This window comes from Mycobacterium sp. E3298, from assembly GCF_001666895.1.
GTDB lineage: Bacteria > Actinomycetota > Actinomycetes > Mycobacteriales > Mycobacteriaceae > Mycobacterium.
In genome coordinates this window covers 1-13,440 of sequence record NZ_LZJB01000464.1, presented here as the reverse complement: position 1 = coordinate 13,440, position 13,440 = coordinate 1, and the positions used below count along the sequence as shown (strand labels likewise).

Annotated in this window: 18 protein-coding genes and 1 tRNA gene; 6 read left to right on the top strand and 13 right to left on the bottom strand. The window is 67.3% G+C overall.

All coding sequences use genetic code 11. The annotated features are described in order from the left end of the window. From A9X05_RS21530 to A9X05_RS21520, 3 genes are all read right to left on the bottom strand, one after another. Window positions 1-649, bottom strand: a 649-nt coding sequence (locus A9X05_RS21530; RefSeq protein ID WP_067783973.1) for an SDR family NAD(P)-dependent oxidoreductase, incomplete at its 3' end; no start/stop codon positions are given. Between the two features lie 14 nt (window positions 650-663). Then, entirely contained in the window at window positions 664-909 is a 246-nt protein-coding gene (locus A9X05_RS21525; RefSeq protein WP_067783972.1) for a hypothetical protein, read from the bottom strand. Window positions 910-994: 85 nt separating this feature from the next. Then, complete coding sequence (locus A9X05_RS21520; RefSeq protein ID WP_067757078.1) at window positions 995-1,189, bottom strand: long chain fatty acid-CoA synthetase Faa4p; 195 nt, start codon at window positions 1,187-1,189, stop codon at window positions 995-997. 225 nt (window positions 1,190-1,414) lie between these two features. On the opposite strand from A9X05_RS21520, the gene A9X05_RS21515 reads away from it, so the two are divergent. Beyond that, window positions 1,415-1,744 carry a hypothetical protein gene (locus A9X05_RS21515; RefSeq protein ID WP_156675528.1) on the top strand — a complete coding sequence of 110 codons (330 nt, stop codon included), beginning with the start codon at window positions 1,415-1,417 and terminating at the stop codon, window positions 1,742-1,744. Between the two features lie 4 nt (window positions 1,745-1,748). On the opposite strand, the gene A9X05_RS21510 is transcribed toward A9X05_RS21515, so the two are convergent. Further along, a complete protein-coding gene (locus A9X05_RS21510) occupies window positions 1,749-2,246 on the bottom strand; it encodes a MarR family winged helix-turn-helix transcriptional regulator (RefSeq protein ID WP_067783968.1) in 498 nt (165 codons plus the stop codon). A 138-nt stretch (window positions 2,247-2,384) separates the two neighbouring features. Between A9X05_RS21510 and A9X05_RS21505 the strand changes: the two genes are divergently transcribed. Next, window positions 2,385-3,326: an NADP-dependent oxidoreductase gene (locus A9X05_RS21505; RefSeq protein ID WP_067783966.1), complete on the top strand. Its 942-nt coding sequence runs from the start codon at window positions 2,385-2,387 to the stop codon at window positions 3,324-3,326. 86 nt (window positions 3,327-3,412) lie between these two features. Here A9X05_RS21505 and A9X05_RS21500 read toward each other — a convergent pair whose 3' ends face one another. The 3 genes from A9X05_RS21500 to A9X05_RS21490 are packed head-to-tail and all read right to left on the bottom strand — an operon-like array spanning window position 3,413 to window position 5,791. Next, window positions 3,413-4,636 carry an NAD(P)/FAD-dependent oxidoreductase gene (locus tag A9X05_RS21500; RefSeq protein ID WP_067756869.1) on the bottom strand — a complete coding sequence of 408 codons (1,224 nt, stop codon included), beginning with the start codon at window positions 4,634-4,636 and terminating at the stop codon, window positions 3,413-3,415. 4 nt (window positions 4,637-4,640) lie between these two features. After that, window positions 4,641-4,829: a ferredoxin gene (locus A9X05_RS21495; protein WP_067757081.1), complete on the bottom strand. Its 189-nt coding sequence runs from the start codon at window positions 4,827-4,829 to the stop codon at window positions 4,641-4,643. Next, a complete protein-coding gene (locus A9X05_RS21490; protein ID WP_067756872.1) occupies window positions 4,829-5,791 on the bottom strand; it encodes a metal-dependent hydrolase in 963 nt (320 codons plus the stop codon). Before A9X05_RS21490 ends, A9X05_RS21495 begins: the two co-directional genes overlap by 1 nt. Before the next feature lie 277 nt (window positions 5,792-6,068). Between A9X05_RS21490 and A9X05_RS21485 the strand changes: the two genes are divergently transcribed. After that, window positions 6,069-6,872 carry a DUF1906 domain-containing protein gene (locus A9X05_RS21485; protein WP_067783964.1) on the top strand — a complete coding sequence of 268 codons (804 nt, stop codon included), beginning with the start codon at window positions 6,069-6,071 and terminating at the stop codon, window positions 6,870-6,872. Window positions 6,873-6,908: 36 nt separating this feature from the next. On the opposite strand, the gene A9X05_RS21480 is transcribed toward A9X05_RS21485, so the two are convergent. After that, a complete protein-coding gene (locus tag A9X05_RS21480) occupies window positions 6,909-7,808 on the bottom strand; it encodes a TIGR03619 family F420-dependent LLM class oxidoreductase (protein WP_067783962.1) in 900 nt (299 codons plus the stop codon). An 83-nt stretch (window positions 7,809-7,891) separates the two neighbouring features. Continuing rightward, window positions 7,892-8,515, bottom strand: coding sequence for an NADPH-dependent F420 reductase (locus A9X05_RS21475; RefSeq protein WP_067756881.1), 624 nt, complete (start codon window positions 8,513-8,515; stop codon window positions 7,892-7,894). Between the two features lie 99 nt (window positions 8,516-8,614). Here A9X05_RS21475 and A9X05_RS21470 point away from each other — a divergent pair, with 99 nt between their 5' ends. Next, entirely contained in the window at window positions 8,615-9,097 is a 483-nt protein-coding gene (locus A9X05_RS21470; protein WP_067756884.1) for a MarR family winged helix-turn-helix transcriptional regulator, read from the top strand. A gap of 82 nt (window positions 9,098-9,179) precedes the next feature. Here A9X05_RS21470 and A9X05_RS21465 read toward each other — a convergent pair. The 3 genes from A9X05_RS21465 to pgm all read right to left on the bottom strand — a co-directional run bounded on the left by A9X05_RS21465 (window position 9,180) and on the right by pgm (window position 12,157). Next, window positions 9,180-9,252: transfer RNA gene (locus A9X05_RS21465), tRNA-Ala, on the bottom strand. 53 nt (window positions 9,253-9,305) lie between these two features. Continuing rightward, window positions 9,306-10,457 carry an MFS transporter gene (locus A9X05_RS21460; RefSeq protein ID WP_368664939.1) on the bottom strand — a complete coding sequence of 384 codons (1,152 nt, stop codon included), beginning with the start codon at window positions 10,455-10,457 and terminating at the stop codon, window positions 9,306-9,308. A gap of 71 nt (window positions 10,458-10,528) precedes the next feature. After that, the gene (pgm, locus tag A9X05_RS21455; RefSeq protein ID WP_067756887.1) at window positions 10,529-12,157 is read right to left on the bottom strand and encodes a phosphoglucomutase (alpha-D-glucose-1,6-bisphosphate-dependent); all 1,629 of its coding nucleotides are present in this window, start codon (window positions 12,155-12,157) and stop codon (window positions 10,529-10,531) included. Between the two features lie 103 nt (window positions 12,158-12,260). On the opposite strand from pgm, the gene crcB (A9X05_RS21450) reads away from it, so the two are divergent. After that, window positions 12,261-12,656: a fluoride efflux transporter CrcB gene (gene crcB, locus A9X05_RS21450; RefSeq protein ID WP_067756890.1), complete on the top strand. Its 396-nt coding sequence runs from the start codon at window positions 12,261-12,263 to the stop codon at window positions 12,654-12,656. Then, entirely contained in the window at window positions 12,653-13,036 is a 384-nt protein-coding gene (gene crcB, locus A9X05_RS21445; RefSeq protein WP_067756893.1) for a fluoride efflux transporter CrcB, read from the top strand. Before crcB (A9X05_RS21450) ends, crcB (A9X05_RS21445) begins: the two co-directional genes overlap by 4 nt. Before the next feature lies 1 nt (window position 13,037). Here crcB (A9X05_RS21445) and A9X05_RS21440 read toward each other — a convergent pair. Beyond that, a partial coding sequence (locus tag A9X05_RS21440; protein WP_156736880.1) for a GNAT family N-acetyltransferase occupies window positions 13,038-13,440 on the bottom strand: 403 nt, incomplete at its 5' end.

Sequence of the window (13,440 nt, the reverse complement as noted above, 5' to 3'; positions counted from 1 at the left end):
CGTCGACGGGCTGCATCATGCCGCGCGGGGAAGCGGTGCGCATGATCAGGTCGTAGTTCGGGTTCTCCGGCGCCCTGAAGTGTTCGAGCTGCGGGGTGAGCATGCCGCCCGGGCATATCGCGTTGACGCGCAAGCGATCCGCGGTGTACTCCACCGCCAGGGCGCGGGTGAGGCCGACCAGCCCGTGCTTGGCGGCGCAATAGCCGGCCGAGTACGCCTGGCCCTCGACGCCGGCGATGGAGCCGACGTTGACGATGTTGCCGCCGCGCTCCAGTAGGTGCGGCAACGCGGCCCGGCACAGGTAGAACGGACCGTTCAGGTTGACCGCGAGGTCCTCCGCCCAGTCGTCGTCGGTCATCGACTCGGTGCGCCGCATCTGGTGTCGGCCGGCGACGTTGACCAGCACGTCGAGCCCGCCCAGCTCACGCACGCACTGCTCCACCGCGTCGCGGCAGGCCTGCGCGGAAGCGACGTCCACCGATGCGTAACAACCACCTTGGACGTCTGCGAACACCTCGGCCAACCGGCCAGTGTCCCGGCCGATGCCGAAAACCGTTGCGCCCTGGCGGGAGAACAGCCGGGCCGTCTCAGCGCCGAGGCCCGACGACGCCCCGGTCACCAAGGCGACCTTGCCCTGCAGTGCTGACATGTCTGTCCTCGCGGTCAGTAAGAACGGATCCGCGCAACGCTACCGCGCAGGAGCCCCAGCGGGGCAACGAACCTCGGTCCCCACATGGTCATGGCGCGGCGAGCGGTCAACAAGACGAGCAGGCTGATCGCGAGGCGCCCGAGGGCTACCCGGCTCGTGCGCCTCTTCCAGCTTGGCCGCGCCGGTTCCGCGCGCCGGCCGAAGTAATAGCCAACGCCCATTGCCATCGCCAGGGCCGCGACGGCCGCCAGCATCGTCATGATGATGAGCGTTTCGCGTCATCGTCGCGCCGAGGTCACGCGCGAGACACACCTTGGCCACTAAGCGGGCCCGAAGGCGTGGGTGTCAGACGTTCTCGCTCACGACATACACGGCGACATACCCGATGGGGATGCCGGTCCAGGTGGCGATGCATTCGCGTGCGGCCGGCTCCACCATGTCCCGGCGGACGGTGCGGGTGACCCTGCCGATCTCGGGAACGCGGATCATCCATCCGTCGGCATCGCGAGTGATCTCGATATCGAAGCACTGGCCGACCATGGGGCATTTCACGCGAGGCACGACCCGCGACGAGCGGGTGCTGCGCAGCGATTGTCGGCGCAGCAGGGTGGGCTGAATGGGCATGGCTGCTTTCGGAGAGTCGCAATCAGAACCGCGGGCAAGAGTAATGCGCATTCAGACGAAAACCTAATCGGCCAGTCAAACTGGCATGCACCTGATGCGCACTCTCCACCAAGTCGTCGCCGGGACTTAATGTTTGTGTTCATGCGACTGGTCCACGCGCCCGCGTTCGCGGCGAGTTTGCTGTCCGCGTTGGCCATCGGCTGTCCTGCCGCCCCGGTGGCGTGCGCGGATGGCGGATACGGACCCGGCTCCTACGCGGTGCCCGCCCAACTCCCCTACGGCACCTACGTCGCCCACGCCGAACCGGGCGACTACCGAGCGGCCTGCGTCTTCACCACGTGGACCCGCGACGGGAGACTGATCAACTCCGACAGCGGGATTCAAACGACCCCGGTCACGGCGAATCTCTCGGCTCCCGCGGTGGCGAAGTTCATCACGCACGGCTGCACGCCGTGGACGAAAGTGGGTTGACACCTCATTGCGCTGCCGTGGCGCGGCGTGTGCGCGAAGCGGCCGAGCGCGCGGGTCGGGCCCGCATGTGATCGCGGGCGCGACCCATGATGTCGCCGAGCGCCCGCACGTCCTCGCCGGAAAGCGCATCGAACAGCAGGTCGCGGACAACCTCGATGTGGCCCGGCAGCACTTTGGCAAGCCGCGCATGGCCCGCTTCGGTGATGCCGACGACCGTGGCGCGCTGGTCGTCGACGCTGGCTTCGCGGGCGATGAGGCCCGCCTGTTCCAGCAGACCCGCCTGATGGGTGAGGCCGCTGCGGCTGTAGACCACGCCGTCGGCCAGTTCGGTCATGGTCAACCGGCGCTGGGCGTCGGCAAGCTTCGCCAAAATCTCGAACTGCACGTAGCTGAGGTCGCCCTCGGCCCGTAGCTGTCGCTGCACGGCGTACTGCAGCAGGCTGACCGCCTCCATCAGGGCGAAGTAGGCGCGCATCTGCTGAGGCTTGAGGGCTTGTGCCATGCCTTGATCGTAATGCTTCGAGCTCGAAGCAATGTGGTGATCGTCACCCGGAACTCCGGAATCGCTTCGATCTCGAAGCAAGTTATGCGTAGTGCAACTGCTTCGAGATCGAAGCACCTAGGTGAAACGGAGAAGACCATGAAGGCTGTGCAGTACCACCGTTACGGCGGCAGTGACGTTCTGCGGTACGAAGAGGTTCGGCGGCCGGTGCCCGGCCCCGGCGAAGTGCTGGTGAAGGTGGCCGCAACCTCGTTCAACCCGGTCGACGCCGGGATCCGGGACGGCTACCTGTCCGAGGTATACGCGATCTCCTTCCCCCACACGCCGGGCATCGACGTCGCCGGAACCGTCGCCGAGCTCGGTGACGGGGTGACGGGGTGGAACGTTGGTGACGCCGTCGTCGGGTTGCTGCCTTTGGACGCCCCCGGCGCCGCCGCAGAGTACGCGCTCGCCCCGGCCGCGGTGCTGACCGCAGCGCCAAAGTCGGTGCCGCTCGCCGATGCCGCGGCGCTGCCGACGGTCGGACTGACGGCATGGCAGGCGTTGTCCGAGATCGCCGAACTCAGGTCCGGGCAGTCCATTTTGATCAACGGCGCGGGCGGAGCGGTCGGCGGCTACGCGGTCCAGCTCGCCAAGCAGGTCGGAGCCGTCGTCACCGCGACCGCGTCCGCGCGCAGCGCTTCCCGGCTGCGCCACCACGGGGCCGACCGGATCATCGACTACATCGACTACGCGAACACCCCGCCGCACGTCGCCGGGCAGCCGTTCGACGTGGTGCTGAACCTGGTCAGCACCGCACCGGAGCAGACTGCGGCCCTGGTCGGCCTGGTCGCCGACGGCGGGTTTTACCTGGGCACCATGACGTCCGGCGAGGAGGACGCGGCTAGGCGGGTGCGCGCGCAGCGGGTGTTCGTCCGCAGCGACGCCGCGCAGCTGGCCGAACTCGTCAACCTGGTCGACGCCGGAAACCTGGTGATCGACGTCGCCGACCGCCGACCGCTGACCGACGCTGCCGCCGTGCACGATGACTCCGACGCCAATCGGCTGCCCGGGAAGACGATTCTGATTCCCGGCCAATGAGATTCGGTCGATTCAGTTGAAGGCGTGTCCCGCCGGCAATCCGCCGGCGGGACACGCCTTGAGTCTGGGCGCTATCGTCCGTCTTGCTATGCCGCCCGGCTCGGTGGAAACGCGGCTTGCGTCTCGATGGCTTCGCGGTAGGCGGACACCCGGCCCGGCATCGTCCCGAGCGCGGCGATGGTACGACCACCGCGCCCGTACGCCGCGACGAACTCCCAGGCGCCCGGATCGCCTTCGACGATCTCGACGGAGTCGTAGTCGGTTGGCACGCCCAGCATCTGCAGCTTGACGTCGTATTGATCCGACCAGAAGTACGGCACCTCGTCGTAGGGCTCCGCGCCCCGCGGCCCCGCCATCAGGGCCCGGGCGGCGGCCGCACCCTGACGGCCCGCGTCGTCCCAGTGCTCGGTACGCAGGTGCCGCTCGTACAGCGGGTGCCACCAGCGCGCGACGTCGCCGGCCGCGACAACCGGGACGTCCGCGGTGCCGCCCTCCGCGACACCGCAGGCGTCGCAGATCACGCCGTCGTCGACACGCAAGCCGGAGCCGTCCAGCCATTCGGTGGCGGGGGTGACCCCGAGTCCGACGATGACGAGATCGGCCGGAACCTGCGAGCCGTCGGTGAGGCGAACACCTTCTACCCGGCCGTTGCCCACGAATCCGTCGACGCCCACGCCCACCCGCAGATCCACGCCATGTTGGCGATGCAGGTCGGCCCAGCGCGACGCCAGCTCCGTGCCCAACGCGGAAAGCAATGGGCTGGCCGCCTTTTCGACCAGCACCACGTCCAACCCCATTGACCGGCAACTCGCGGCGACCTCGGCGCCGATGAACCCGCCGCCGACGACCACCACCCGCGGTCGCGAACCCAGCCGATCCCGGATGGCCAGGCAGTCCTCGACCGTTCGCAGCATCAGCACCCCGTCGGGAACCGGGCCGCCCGGCCATTCGCGTGGCACCGCGCCGCTGGCGATCACCAGCCCGTCGAACGGCAAGCCGAACTCCTGGTCGGCATCGCGCACGTGGATGGTGCGCGAGGACATGTCCAGCTTGAGAGCCGATGCGCCACGCAAGACGCGCGCTTCGGTGTCGAATTGCGGCGCCAAGTCGACGCCGGCCCGGTGCACCGTGCCGGTGAGGAACTTCTTCGACAGCGGCGGGCGATGGTACGGGGCGTGCCGCTCGGCGCCGACGATGGTGAGTGCGCCGTCAAAGCCCTCCTGCCGCAGCGTCTCTGCCGCGCGGGTGCCCGCCACGCCGGCACCGACGACGACGACCTCTTTCAGGTTTCTCTGCTGGCGACCCGGCATCGCTTCAGTCCTTCACCGTGATCGCTTGGGTGGGACACGACACCTGGGCGCCAATCAACTGCTGGCGCAGCGCCTCTGGTGCCTCCTCCTGCAGTACGTGCAGACCGTCCTCGCGCACGTCGAACACCTCGTGGCAGATGCTCATGCACACGCCGTTGCCGTCGCAGGTATCAAGATCTACCGAAACCTTCATCACACCTTCGCCTTTCGTGCTCCGTTGCCGGAAGTCTCGATCCCTTGGGTTTGATCCGGCGACTTCCCTTGGGATCGCGCCCGCTCCTTGGCGGCCTTCGCCACCGGCGAGTACGCCAGGTAGTCGATCGCCATCTGTGTGGACCCTTCGTCGTTCGGGTGGTGGCTGGGCCGCAGATACCGGACCGGCGTCGTCACCATCAGCTTCCACGGGCCCGGAAGCTTGTACTCGCGAGCGGCCGATAGCCAATCCCGCCAACGCCACTTTTGGTCGATGGTCGGGTCTTGGGCCATCAGGTAGCGCGCTCCCGCGACCCACCAGGCGATGAACAGCGGCGTGGTGAAGAACATCGAGAACGCCCTGATCCAGTAGTTGCCGCTGACGTGCTGGAAGACGTCGTACACCAGCGCGCGGTGCTCGACCTCCTCGGCCCCGTGCCAGCGCAACAGGTCGAGCATCATGGGGTCGGCCTTCGCGTAGTCCAGACCTCGGTTAGTCAGCACCCACTGGCCCAACATCGCCGTGTAGTGCTCAAGCGCGGCTACGTCGGCCAGGCGCCGATAGAGCCACCACCGCTTCATGGCCGGCGGAAACCACTTGGGCGGGTCGCCCAGCGTCATCGACAACAGCCTCCCGAGCCGATCGGTATACGGCTTGGTGTCGATCCCCTGCTCGGCGAGGTGGTCGAGCACCACCTGGTGGGCCCACGCATGCCAGGACTCCTGCTGGATGAACGGTTTGATCGCCGCCTCCAACTCCGGATCGTCGACCAGCGACGACGCTTCGAGAACGGCCTTGATGAAGTGGCGCTCGCCCTCGGGCAGCAGGAGGTGCAAGACATTGATCATGTGTGTCGAGAACGGGTCGTCGGGCACCCAGTGCAGTGGCGTCTCCGACCAGTCGAACCGAACCATCCGGCGGTACATGGGATGGCCGTCGTGGTGAAGTTGGACCTCGGGCATCGAAAGCTCCCTCCCGGATTGTCTGCGAACAGCCGTTCACTCGGCCGCGTACCCACGCCTGCCGCCGGTTATGCGTACCGGCGGTACGAGGTTTCTGAGAGTTGCCTACCGAGGCACGGATGTCCCCGAGCGGCGCGTAATCGGCGCAGATAGGACGGGGTCGCTCGTCGCCGGCGCTTCCGACATTGACTCGACACGGTGAAGCGCAGAAACCGATTGGATATCGACTAGTACGCGCCACTTATGTTGACAAAAGTCACAAATTTAACATCACGCGATGCAGGATTCGTCGGCGAATGTGCGGCCGTCGCGCCCCATTCCCCGGCGCGATTTATTGCGCTACGCCATTCCCCTGGCGGTACTACCGGGGTTGTATGCGGCATCGACAAGTATGGCCCGCCCTGCCGCGGCCGCCGTCCCGCCCAGACTGATCGACTTCGCCATGCGCCAAATCCCGGCGGACCACATTCGGGCCGCCGGCTACTCCGGCGTCATCAACTACGTTTCGCTATCGCGTCCCGGCTCGACCATGGGCGCCAAGCCGATCACACGGCCCTACGCCGAGCAGCTGACCGCCGCCGGGCTGATGATCGTCAGCAATTACCAATACGGCAAGCCGGGCGGGACGGCACCGTCGGACTTCAGGCGCGGGTTCGAGGGCGGCGTTGCCGATGCTCGCACCGCGTGGGATTTGCATACCGCGGCGGGTGGCGGTCAGAGTGCGCCGATCTTCTTCAGCGTCGACGAAGACATAAACCACGACACCTGGAACAATTTGGCGCTCAAGTGGTTTCGCGGAATCAATTCGGTATTGGGAGTGCAGCGCACCGGCGTCTACGGCGGTATCGATGTGTGCCAGTGGGCCGCGGCCGACGGCGTCATCGGCAATTCGCGCACCCCCGGCCACCGCTGGGCCTGGCAAACCAAGGCCTGGTCCCGGGGCCAGGTCGACCCTGCCGCCGTCCTCTATCAACGCGTGGTGAGTACGCCGTCGAATCCAGGTCCGGAAGTCGGGGGCCTCCAGGTCGACGTCAACGACGTCCTCGCCGCGGATTGCGGTCAGTGGAACCTGCATCGGTGAGGCCGCATCCCGCTTGATCGCCCATTATCACCGCCGTCACTCTTTCCCACACTCACGCCACCGGGCGATCACCTGGCCGGCGAAGTCCAGCATCTGGTCAAGGGTGGGGAACAATGCGAAGGCATCCACGATCGCCTCGTCGGCACCGGACTGGGCGAGGCGCTCGAGCTTGTCGGTGACGGAGTCAACTGACGTGCCCGGGTCGAGGTTGATCCGCATGGCCGTCTTCAGCGCGTCCGGATCGCGGCCGGCGTCCTTTGCCGCCCGGCGCGCAATCGACCACAAGTGGTCGGTGACCTCGTCCTGCAGCCCCTCGACCCCGAGCCAGCCGGTGCCGCTGCGGCCGACCCGGCGCATCGCCGCCTCGCTGGCACCGCCGATCCAGATGGGCGGACCGCCGGCCTGGACCGGGCGCAGGTCGGCATGAACCGGCGGCAGGGAGAAGAACTCGCTCTCCCAAGAAACCGGGTTGGTCGTCCACCACTCGTGCAGGAACGCCAGCAGGTCATCGAGCATCCTCCCGCGCCGGCTCCAGTCCGCGCCGCGGGCGATGTCGTGTTCGTCCTTCATCCATCCGATTCCCACGCCAACGTCCAGGCGGCCGTCGCTGAGCACGTCGAGCGTGGTCAGCAGACGGGCCAGGTGCACCGGCTCGTAGTAGAACGTGCTGAGCGTGCTGGCGTTGAGCCGCACCCTGTTGGTCGCGGTCGCGGCGACGGTCCAGAGCAGCACCGGGTCGAGGTAGCGGGTCATCTGCGGCGGGTACGGCTGCTCTTTGCCCGGATAGGTGCTGTGCATGTCGACCGGCGTGACCAGGCGATCGCCGACCCACAGTGTGTCGTAGCCGAGGTCCTCGAGCCCGCGGCAGAACGCGCCGAGACCAGCGGCGCCGCGGACGGCGGGCCCGACGATGGGAAGTGCGAAGCCAAGGTTCATCGCTCGAACCCCTTCGGTGATAAATCAACCATTACTTTGGGGGCGCGGGCGCCCTTTGCTCGTTCACTCCTGGGCCGGGCGGCTCAGCCGGCAACGGTGGCGCCGAGGGCGAAGTCGAAATTCCCCACCCCGTGGCGGGCGAGGCCCATCACGACCAGGCCCGTTCCTTCCAGCCAGTGCGCCATGTTCAAGCCGCCGACGTCGAGCGGGCGCAGCTCGAGGCTTTTGATGAACTCCGCCACGGCCGCCTTGGCCCGCGCGTCGTCGCCGGCGATGAAGACGTCGAGCGGCCGGCCCTGCGCCAGGACAGCGCCAAAGATGGTGTTGAAGGCCTTCACCACGCTGGCGCTGGCCGGGGCCGTCTTGGCGACTTCCTGCGCGATCGAGGTGTCATCGGGGATGGCCAGCCCGTCGGCCGCGGCATTGAAGGGGTTGCTGATGTCGACGATGACCTTGCCCGCGAGGGCGTCTCCGTACTGGGCGACGACCGGAACGACATCGGCGTACAACACGGAAACGATGACGATGTCCCCGGCCGGGACGGCGCCGAAATCCCCCGTCGTCGCGCTGCCGCCGAGGCTCTTGGCCAGGTCGGCGGCCTTGGACTGATCGCGGCCGATGATCTCGACGGCGTTGCCGCCCGCTACGGCCAGCGCGCCAATGGTACGAGCCATGTTCCCGGTCCCGATGATGCTGATGCTGCTCATGAGATGTCCTGTCCTGAACTAGTGGTCGGAATGGTTGATGCGTCCACCTTATGGGGATTTTGATGACACGTCAACCACTTACCGGTAGCATGGGGGCCAATGGAACCGAACTGGCTGAACCCTAGGGAAGACCGCGCCTGGCGGGCCTTCCAGCACGCGCACCATCAGCTCGACGTGCACCTGAACCGGGGCCTGCAGAAATCGGGACTGTCCGGGGCCGACTACGAGATCCTGGCGGTGCTTTCCGGCCACGACGGGGACCGCATGCCCGCCCGCGACCTGTGCAATGCACTGGGTTGGGAGAAGAGCCGTGTCTCACATCAGGTGCGGCGCATGCAGAAGGACGGGCTGATCTGTCGCGAGCCCAACCCCGACGACGCCCGCAGCACCATGGTCTGCCTGCTGCCTGCCGGCCGCGCCGCCATCGAGAAGGCGGCGCCCGGGCACGTGGAGGACGTCCGCCGGAACTTCATCGACCTGCTTACCCCGGCCGAGCTCGAGATGCTCGCCGCCCTGAACGAACGGGTCCTGCGCCACTTGGCCAAAGACGAAGACTCCGCGGCCGACGACGAGCCCGCATAGCCTCGTCAGCCCTGAGGTGATGCCGGGCACGTAACGCGGTGGTCGAACCTCCCGCGACGAATCGCGGACCCGTGAATATCTGTGGAGCTAAGGGGACTCGAACCCCTGACCCCCACACTGCCAGTGTGGTGCGCTACCAGCTGCGCCATAGCCCCAAGTCGTGCCAATCGAAGCTACACCACTGGCCACCGACGTTCAAAGCTGCTGGTCAGGCGGGCTCGAGCGCCGTCCGCGTCTCGGGCGCGGGCACCCAGGCGACGGCGGCGACCAACAGAACAACCCCACTGATCGCGAACGCCCAGCCGTAGCTCAGCCGCTCGGCGACCCAGCCGACCGCTATCGAGCCGACGATCGCGCCCAGATCCGACGCCATCTGCACCGCGGCCACCGGCGTGCCCGCGCGAGCCTCCCTGCCGAGGATGTCGGCGACGGCGGCCTGCATAGGAGACATGAAGATCCCCGTCGTCACGCCGGACACAAACCCCACGACCATGAACGCGGGCAGCGACGTCACGACGCCCAGCCCGGCGGTGGCCGCACCGGATGCCGCCAGACCGACAATCAACAACGTGCGCCGCCCCATCCGGTCGGACAAGTAGCCACTGGGAATGACGGCCACCGCATTGCCGGCCGCGAAAGCCGCCAGCACCACGCCGATGACCCCGACGCTGCGGCCCATGACGTCGGAAATGAACAGCGGGACCAGCGCGACGCGCAGCCCAAACGCCGACCAGCCCATCGCGAAATTGGACAACAGCGCCGACCGATACGCGCGGAACCCCAACGCTTCTCGGATCGTCACCGTCGATCGTGTCGGCGGCAAAGGCGCGGCCAGCGTCGAATTACGCAAGCCATAGAACAGCACCACGGCCACCACCAGCATTGCGGCACCGTAGACGATGAAGGGAGCCGTCAGCCCCCAGCCCGCCGCCAGGGCGCCGACCGCCGGCCCACCGACCGCGCCGATCATGAACGAACTGGTAAAAATGCCCGCGATTCGCCCGCGGGCGTCGGGCGGGCTGATGTGGATCATCAACCCCAAGGCCGCGACGTAAAACAGCGTCGAACCCAAGCCGCTGAGTGCGCGAAAAAATAGGAGTTGCCAGTACGCCCGCGAGAACGCGCACGCGGCCGTGGCCAACCCCACGATCAGCAAACCACCGATGTAGATCCGCCGTTCACCCAACCGTTGCGCCAACAGTCCGCTTATCGGTGCGAAACACAGTCGGGTCAACGAGAAGACGGTGACCAAGAAAGTCACCGCCTCGATGCTGACCCCGAAGGTGCGGGCGAAGGCGGGCATTGCCGGCGAAATGACGCCGTAGCCCAGTGCCACCATGATGTTGGCCCAGCTGAGGATCCAGACTTCGCGCGGAAGCCGCGCAGAAGAAGAGCCGCGTCCCCCCGGGCGGGCAAGTCGGAGGGAACAAGTCACCCAATGACTTTATTAACTACCTCGCGCGCGGTTTCCTGCACCTCCACCAAATGCTCGGGTCCGTTGAAAGACTCGGCATAAATCTTGTAGACGTCTTCGGTGCCCGACGGCCGCGCAGCAAACCACGCGTTGGCGGTCGTCACCTTTAATCCGCCCAACGGCGCGCCGTTGCCGGGCGCGGTGGTGAGTTTCGCGGTGATCGGCTCGCCGGCCAATTCGGTGGCGGTCACCTGCTCGGGTGAGAGCTTGGAAAGCCGCGCTTTCTGGTCGCGATCGGCAGGCGCGTCGACTCTGGCGTAGAACGGCGTCCCGTACTCGGCGGTCAGCTCCTGATAGCGCTGCGACGGGGTCAATCCGGTGACGGCCAGGATCTCGGAGGCCAGCAGCGCCAGGATGATGCCGTCCTTGTCGGTGGTCCACACCGAGCCGTCGCGCCGCAGGAACGACGCGCCCGCGGATTCCTCGCCGCCGAACCCGATGGTGCCGCCGATCAGGCCGTCGACGAACCACTTGAAGCCGACCGGGACCTCGAGGAGCTTGCGGCCGATGCCGGCGACCACCCGGTCGATGATGGACGAGCTGACGGCGGTCTTGCCGACGGCGATGCCGTCCGGCCACGACGGCCGGTTGGTGTACAGGTAATCGATGGCGACCGCCAGATAGTGGTTGGGGTTGAGCAGCCCACCGTCGGGCGTGACGATGCCATGCCGGTCGGAGTCCGCGTCGTTGCCGGTGGCGATCTGATAGCTATCGCGGTTGGCAATCAACGAGGCCATCGCGTCCGGTGAGCTGCAGTCCATCCGGATCTTGCCGTCGTGGTCGAGCGTCATGAACCGCCATGTCGCGTCGACGAGCGGGTTGACCACGGTCAGGTCCAACCCATGCCGCTGCGCGATCTCGCCCCAGTAGTCCACGCTCGCCCCGCCGAGCGGGTCCGCACCGATCCGCACCCCCGCCGCGCGGATCGCGTCGATGTCGACCACGTTCGGCAGGTCGTCGACGTAGGTGCCGAGATAGTCATAACGCTGGACGGCATCCAGCGCTCGCGCGAACGGCACTCGCTTCACCCGGGCGCCGTCGCGGAGAATTTCGTTGGCGCGCTTGGCGATTGCGTTCGTAGCGTCGGTGTCCGCGGGCCCGCCGTTGGGCGGGTTGTACTTGAAGCCGCCGTCGGGAGGCGGGTTGTGCGACGGCGTCACGACGATGCCGTCGGCCAGCGCGTCGGTGCGGCCGCGGTTGTAGTTGAGGATCGCGTGGCTGACCGCCGGTGTCGGCGTGTAGCGGTCCCGGGAGTCCACCATGGCGACGACGTCGTTGGCGGCCAGCACCTCCAGCGCCGAGACCCATGCCGGCTCGGAAAGGCCATGCGTGTCCCGGCCGATGAACAGCGGGCCCGTGGTGCCATGTGCGGCGCGGTACTCGACGATGGCCTGGGTGATCGCGACGATGTGGGCCTCATTGAACGCCCCGTTGAGCGCGGAGCCGCGATGGCCCGACGTGCCGAACACCACCTGCTGTGCGACGTCGTCGGGGTCGGGCTGAACCGAGTAGTAGGCCGTCACCAGGTGCGGCAGGTCGACGAGGTCTTCGGGCTGGGCCGGCTGACCGGCGCGAGGGTGGGCCATGGTTACCAATTCTGCCCGCGGCGCACGTCGCCGACCTGTCAGGTACTTTTCTGACGTCCCGGATTCACCCACCCGTAAATCCTGCACAGGGGAAAGGGATCACGTGGCGCACGACTATCGCGAACTGGCCGCGGTCTTCGCCGGCGGGGCGCTGGGCTCGCTGGCCCGCGCCGCCCTGGGCGTCCTCGCCGCGGGCGACCCGGCGAGGTGGCCGTGGCCGACCTTCACGGTGAACATCGTCGGCGCCTTCCTGGTCGGGTACTTCACCACCCGGTTGCTCGAACGGTTGCCGTTGTCGAGTTATCGGCGTCCCCTGCTCGGCACCGGGTTGTGCGGTGGGCTCACGACGTTCTCGACGATGCAGGTCGAGACGCTCAGGATGGTCGAGCACGGCCACTGGGCATTGGCCGCCGGCTACACCGTCACCAGCGTCGTGTTGGGACTGCTGGCCGTACACCTGGCCACCAAATTGGTGCGCCGGGTCCGGGTCCGCGGATGACGGCCGGCGCGGTCACGACGGTCGCGGTGTGGGTCGGTGTCGCGCTGATCGGCGGCGTCGGCTCGGTGCTGCGCTTCGTCGTCGACCGCGCGGTGGGCCGCCGGGTGGCCCGGTCCTTTCCGTTCGGCACGTTGGCCGTAAACGTCAGCGGCGCAGCGCTCTTGGGCTTTCTCGGGGGCCTGGTGCTGAGCAAGGAAGCGGCCCTGCTGGCCGGCACCGCGTTCGTAGGCGCCTACACCACTTTTTCCACCTGGATGCTGGAAACTCAACGGCTCGGCGAGGAGCGCCAGGTGCGCGCGGCAATCGCCAACATCGTCGTCAGCGTCGCGCTCGGTGAGGCGGCCGCGTTCTTGGCGCAGCGCATCGCCGAGCAGCTCTGAGTCAGCCGCCGGGCACGTCGTCGGGCGTGCGGGGCAGCGCGTAAAGGGCCATCCGCCGGTTCGACATGTCGTGCTCACCGAGGAAGACGCAGCCGCCCCGTTCGCAGAACGTGCGCGCCAGGACGTTGCGGTGATCCGGATCGAACATGATGCGCCGGCATTGCGGATCGAGGCCCAGGATGCTGCCCACCAGGTAGGGCAGCAGGTAACTGACGTGGCCCCGCTTGATGTAGTCCAGATCGGCGACCGCGACGTGCAGGCCCAGATCGTGGGGATCGTAGTCATAGCGGTCAGCAATGGAATCCTTTGCCGCCCGGTACAATTCGATGTAGGCACGAGGCATCGCGTACAGCGTGGCGATGAAGGGCCGGGAGAACCCGCCTTCGAGTTGCGCCCTCAGGTAG

What these genes read in the sequence shown, in the direction of transcription:
- A9X05_RS21510 (WP_067783968.1), bottom strand. Translation starts at nt 2,246, where the DNA reads ATGGCACAAGCCCTCAAGCCTCAGCAGATGCGCGCCTACTTCGCCCTG.
- A9X05_RS21500 (WP_067756869.1), bottom strand. Translation starts at nt 4,636, where the DNA reads ATGCCGGGTCGCCAGCAGAGAAACCTGAAAGAGGTCGTCGTCGTCGGT.
- A9X05_RS21490 (WP_067756872.1), bottom strand. Translation starts at nt 5,791, where the DNA reads ATGCCCGAGGTCCAACTTCACCACGACGGCCATCCCATGTACCGCCGG.
- A9X05_RS21505 (WP_067783966.1), top strand. Translation starts at nt 2,385, where the DNA reads ATGAAGGCTGTGCAGTACCACCGTTACGGCGGCAGTGACGTTCTGCGG.
- pgm (WP_067756887.1), bottom strand. Translation starts at nt 12,157, where the DNA reads ATGGCCCACCCTCGCGCCGGTCAGCCGGCCCAGCCCGAAGACCTCGTC.
- A9X05_RS21520 (WP_067757078.1), bottom strand. Translation starts at nt 1,189, where the DNA reads ATGGTCGGCCAGTGCTTCGATATCGAGATCACTCGCGATGCCGACGGA.
- A9X05_RS21525 (WP_067783972.1), bottom strand. Translation starts at nt 909, where the DNA reads ATGACGATGCTGGCGGCCGTCGCGGCCCTGGCGATGGCAATGGGCGTT.
- A9X05_RS21470 (WP_067756884.1), top strand. Translation starts at nt 8,615, where the DNA reads ATGGAACCGAACTGGCTGAACCCTAGGGAAGACCGCGCCTGGCGGGCC.
- crcB (WP_067756893.1), top strand. Translation starts at nt 12,653, where the DNA reads ATGACGGCCGGCGCGGTCACGACGGTCGCGGTGTGGGTCGGTGTCGCG.
- A9X05_RS21485 (WP_067783964.1), top strand. Translation starts at nt 6,069, where the DNA reads ATGCAGGATTCGTCGGCGAATGTGCGGCCGTCGCGCCCCATTCCCCGG.
- A9X05_RS21495 (WP_067757081.1), bottom strand. Translation starts at nt 4,829, where the DNA reads ATGAAGGTTTCGGTAGATCTTGATACCTGCGACGGCAACGGCGTGTGC.
- A9X05_RS21475 (WP_067756881.1), bottom strand. Translation starts at nt 8,515, where the DNA reads ATGAGCAGCATCAGCATCATCGGGACCGGGAACATGGCTCGTACCATT.
- A9X05_RS21480 (WP_067783962.1), bottom strand. Translation starts at nt 7,808, where the DNA reads ATGAACCTTGGCTTCGCACTTCCCATCGTCGGGCCCGCCGTCCGCGGC.
- A9X05_RS21515 (WP_156675528.1), top strand. Translation starts at nt 1,415, where the DNA reads ATGCGACTGGTCCACGCGCCCGCGTTCGCGGCGAGTTTGCTGTCCGCG.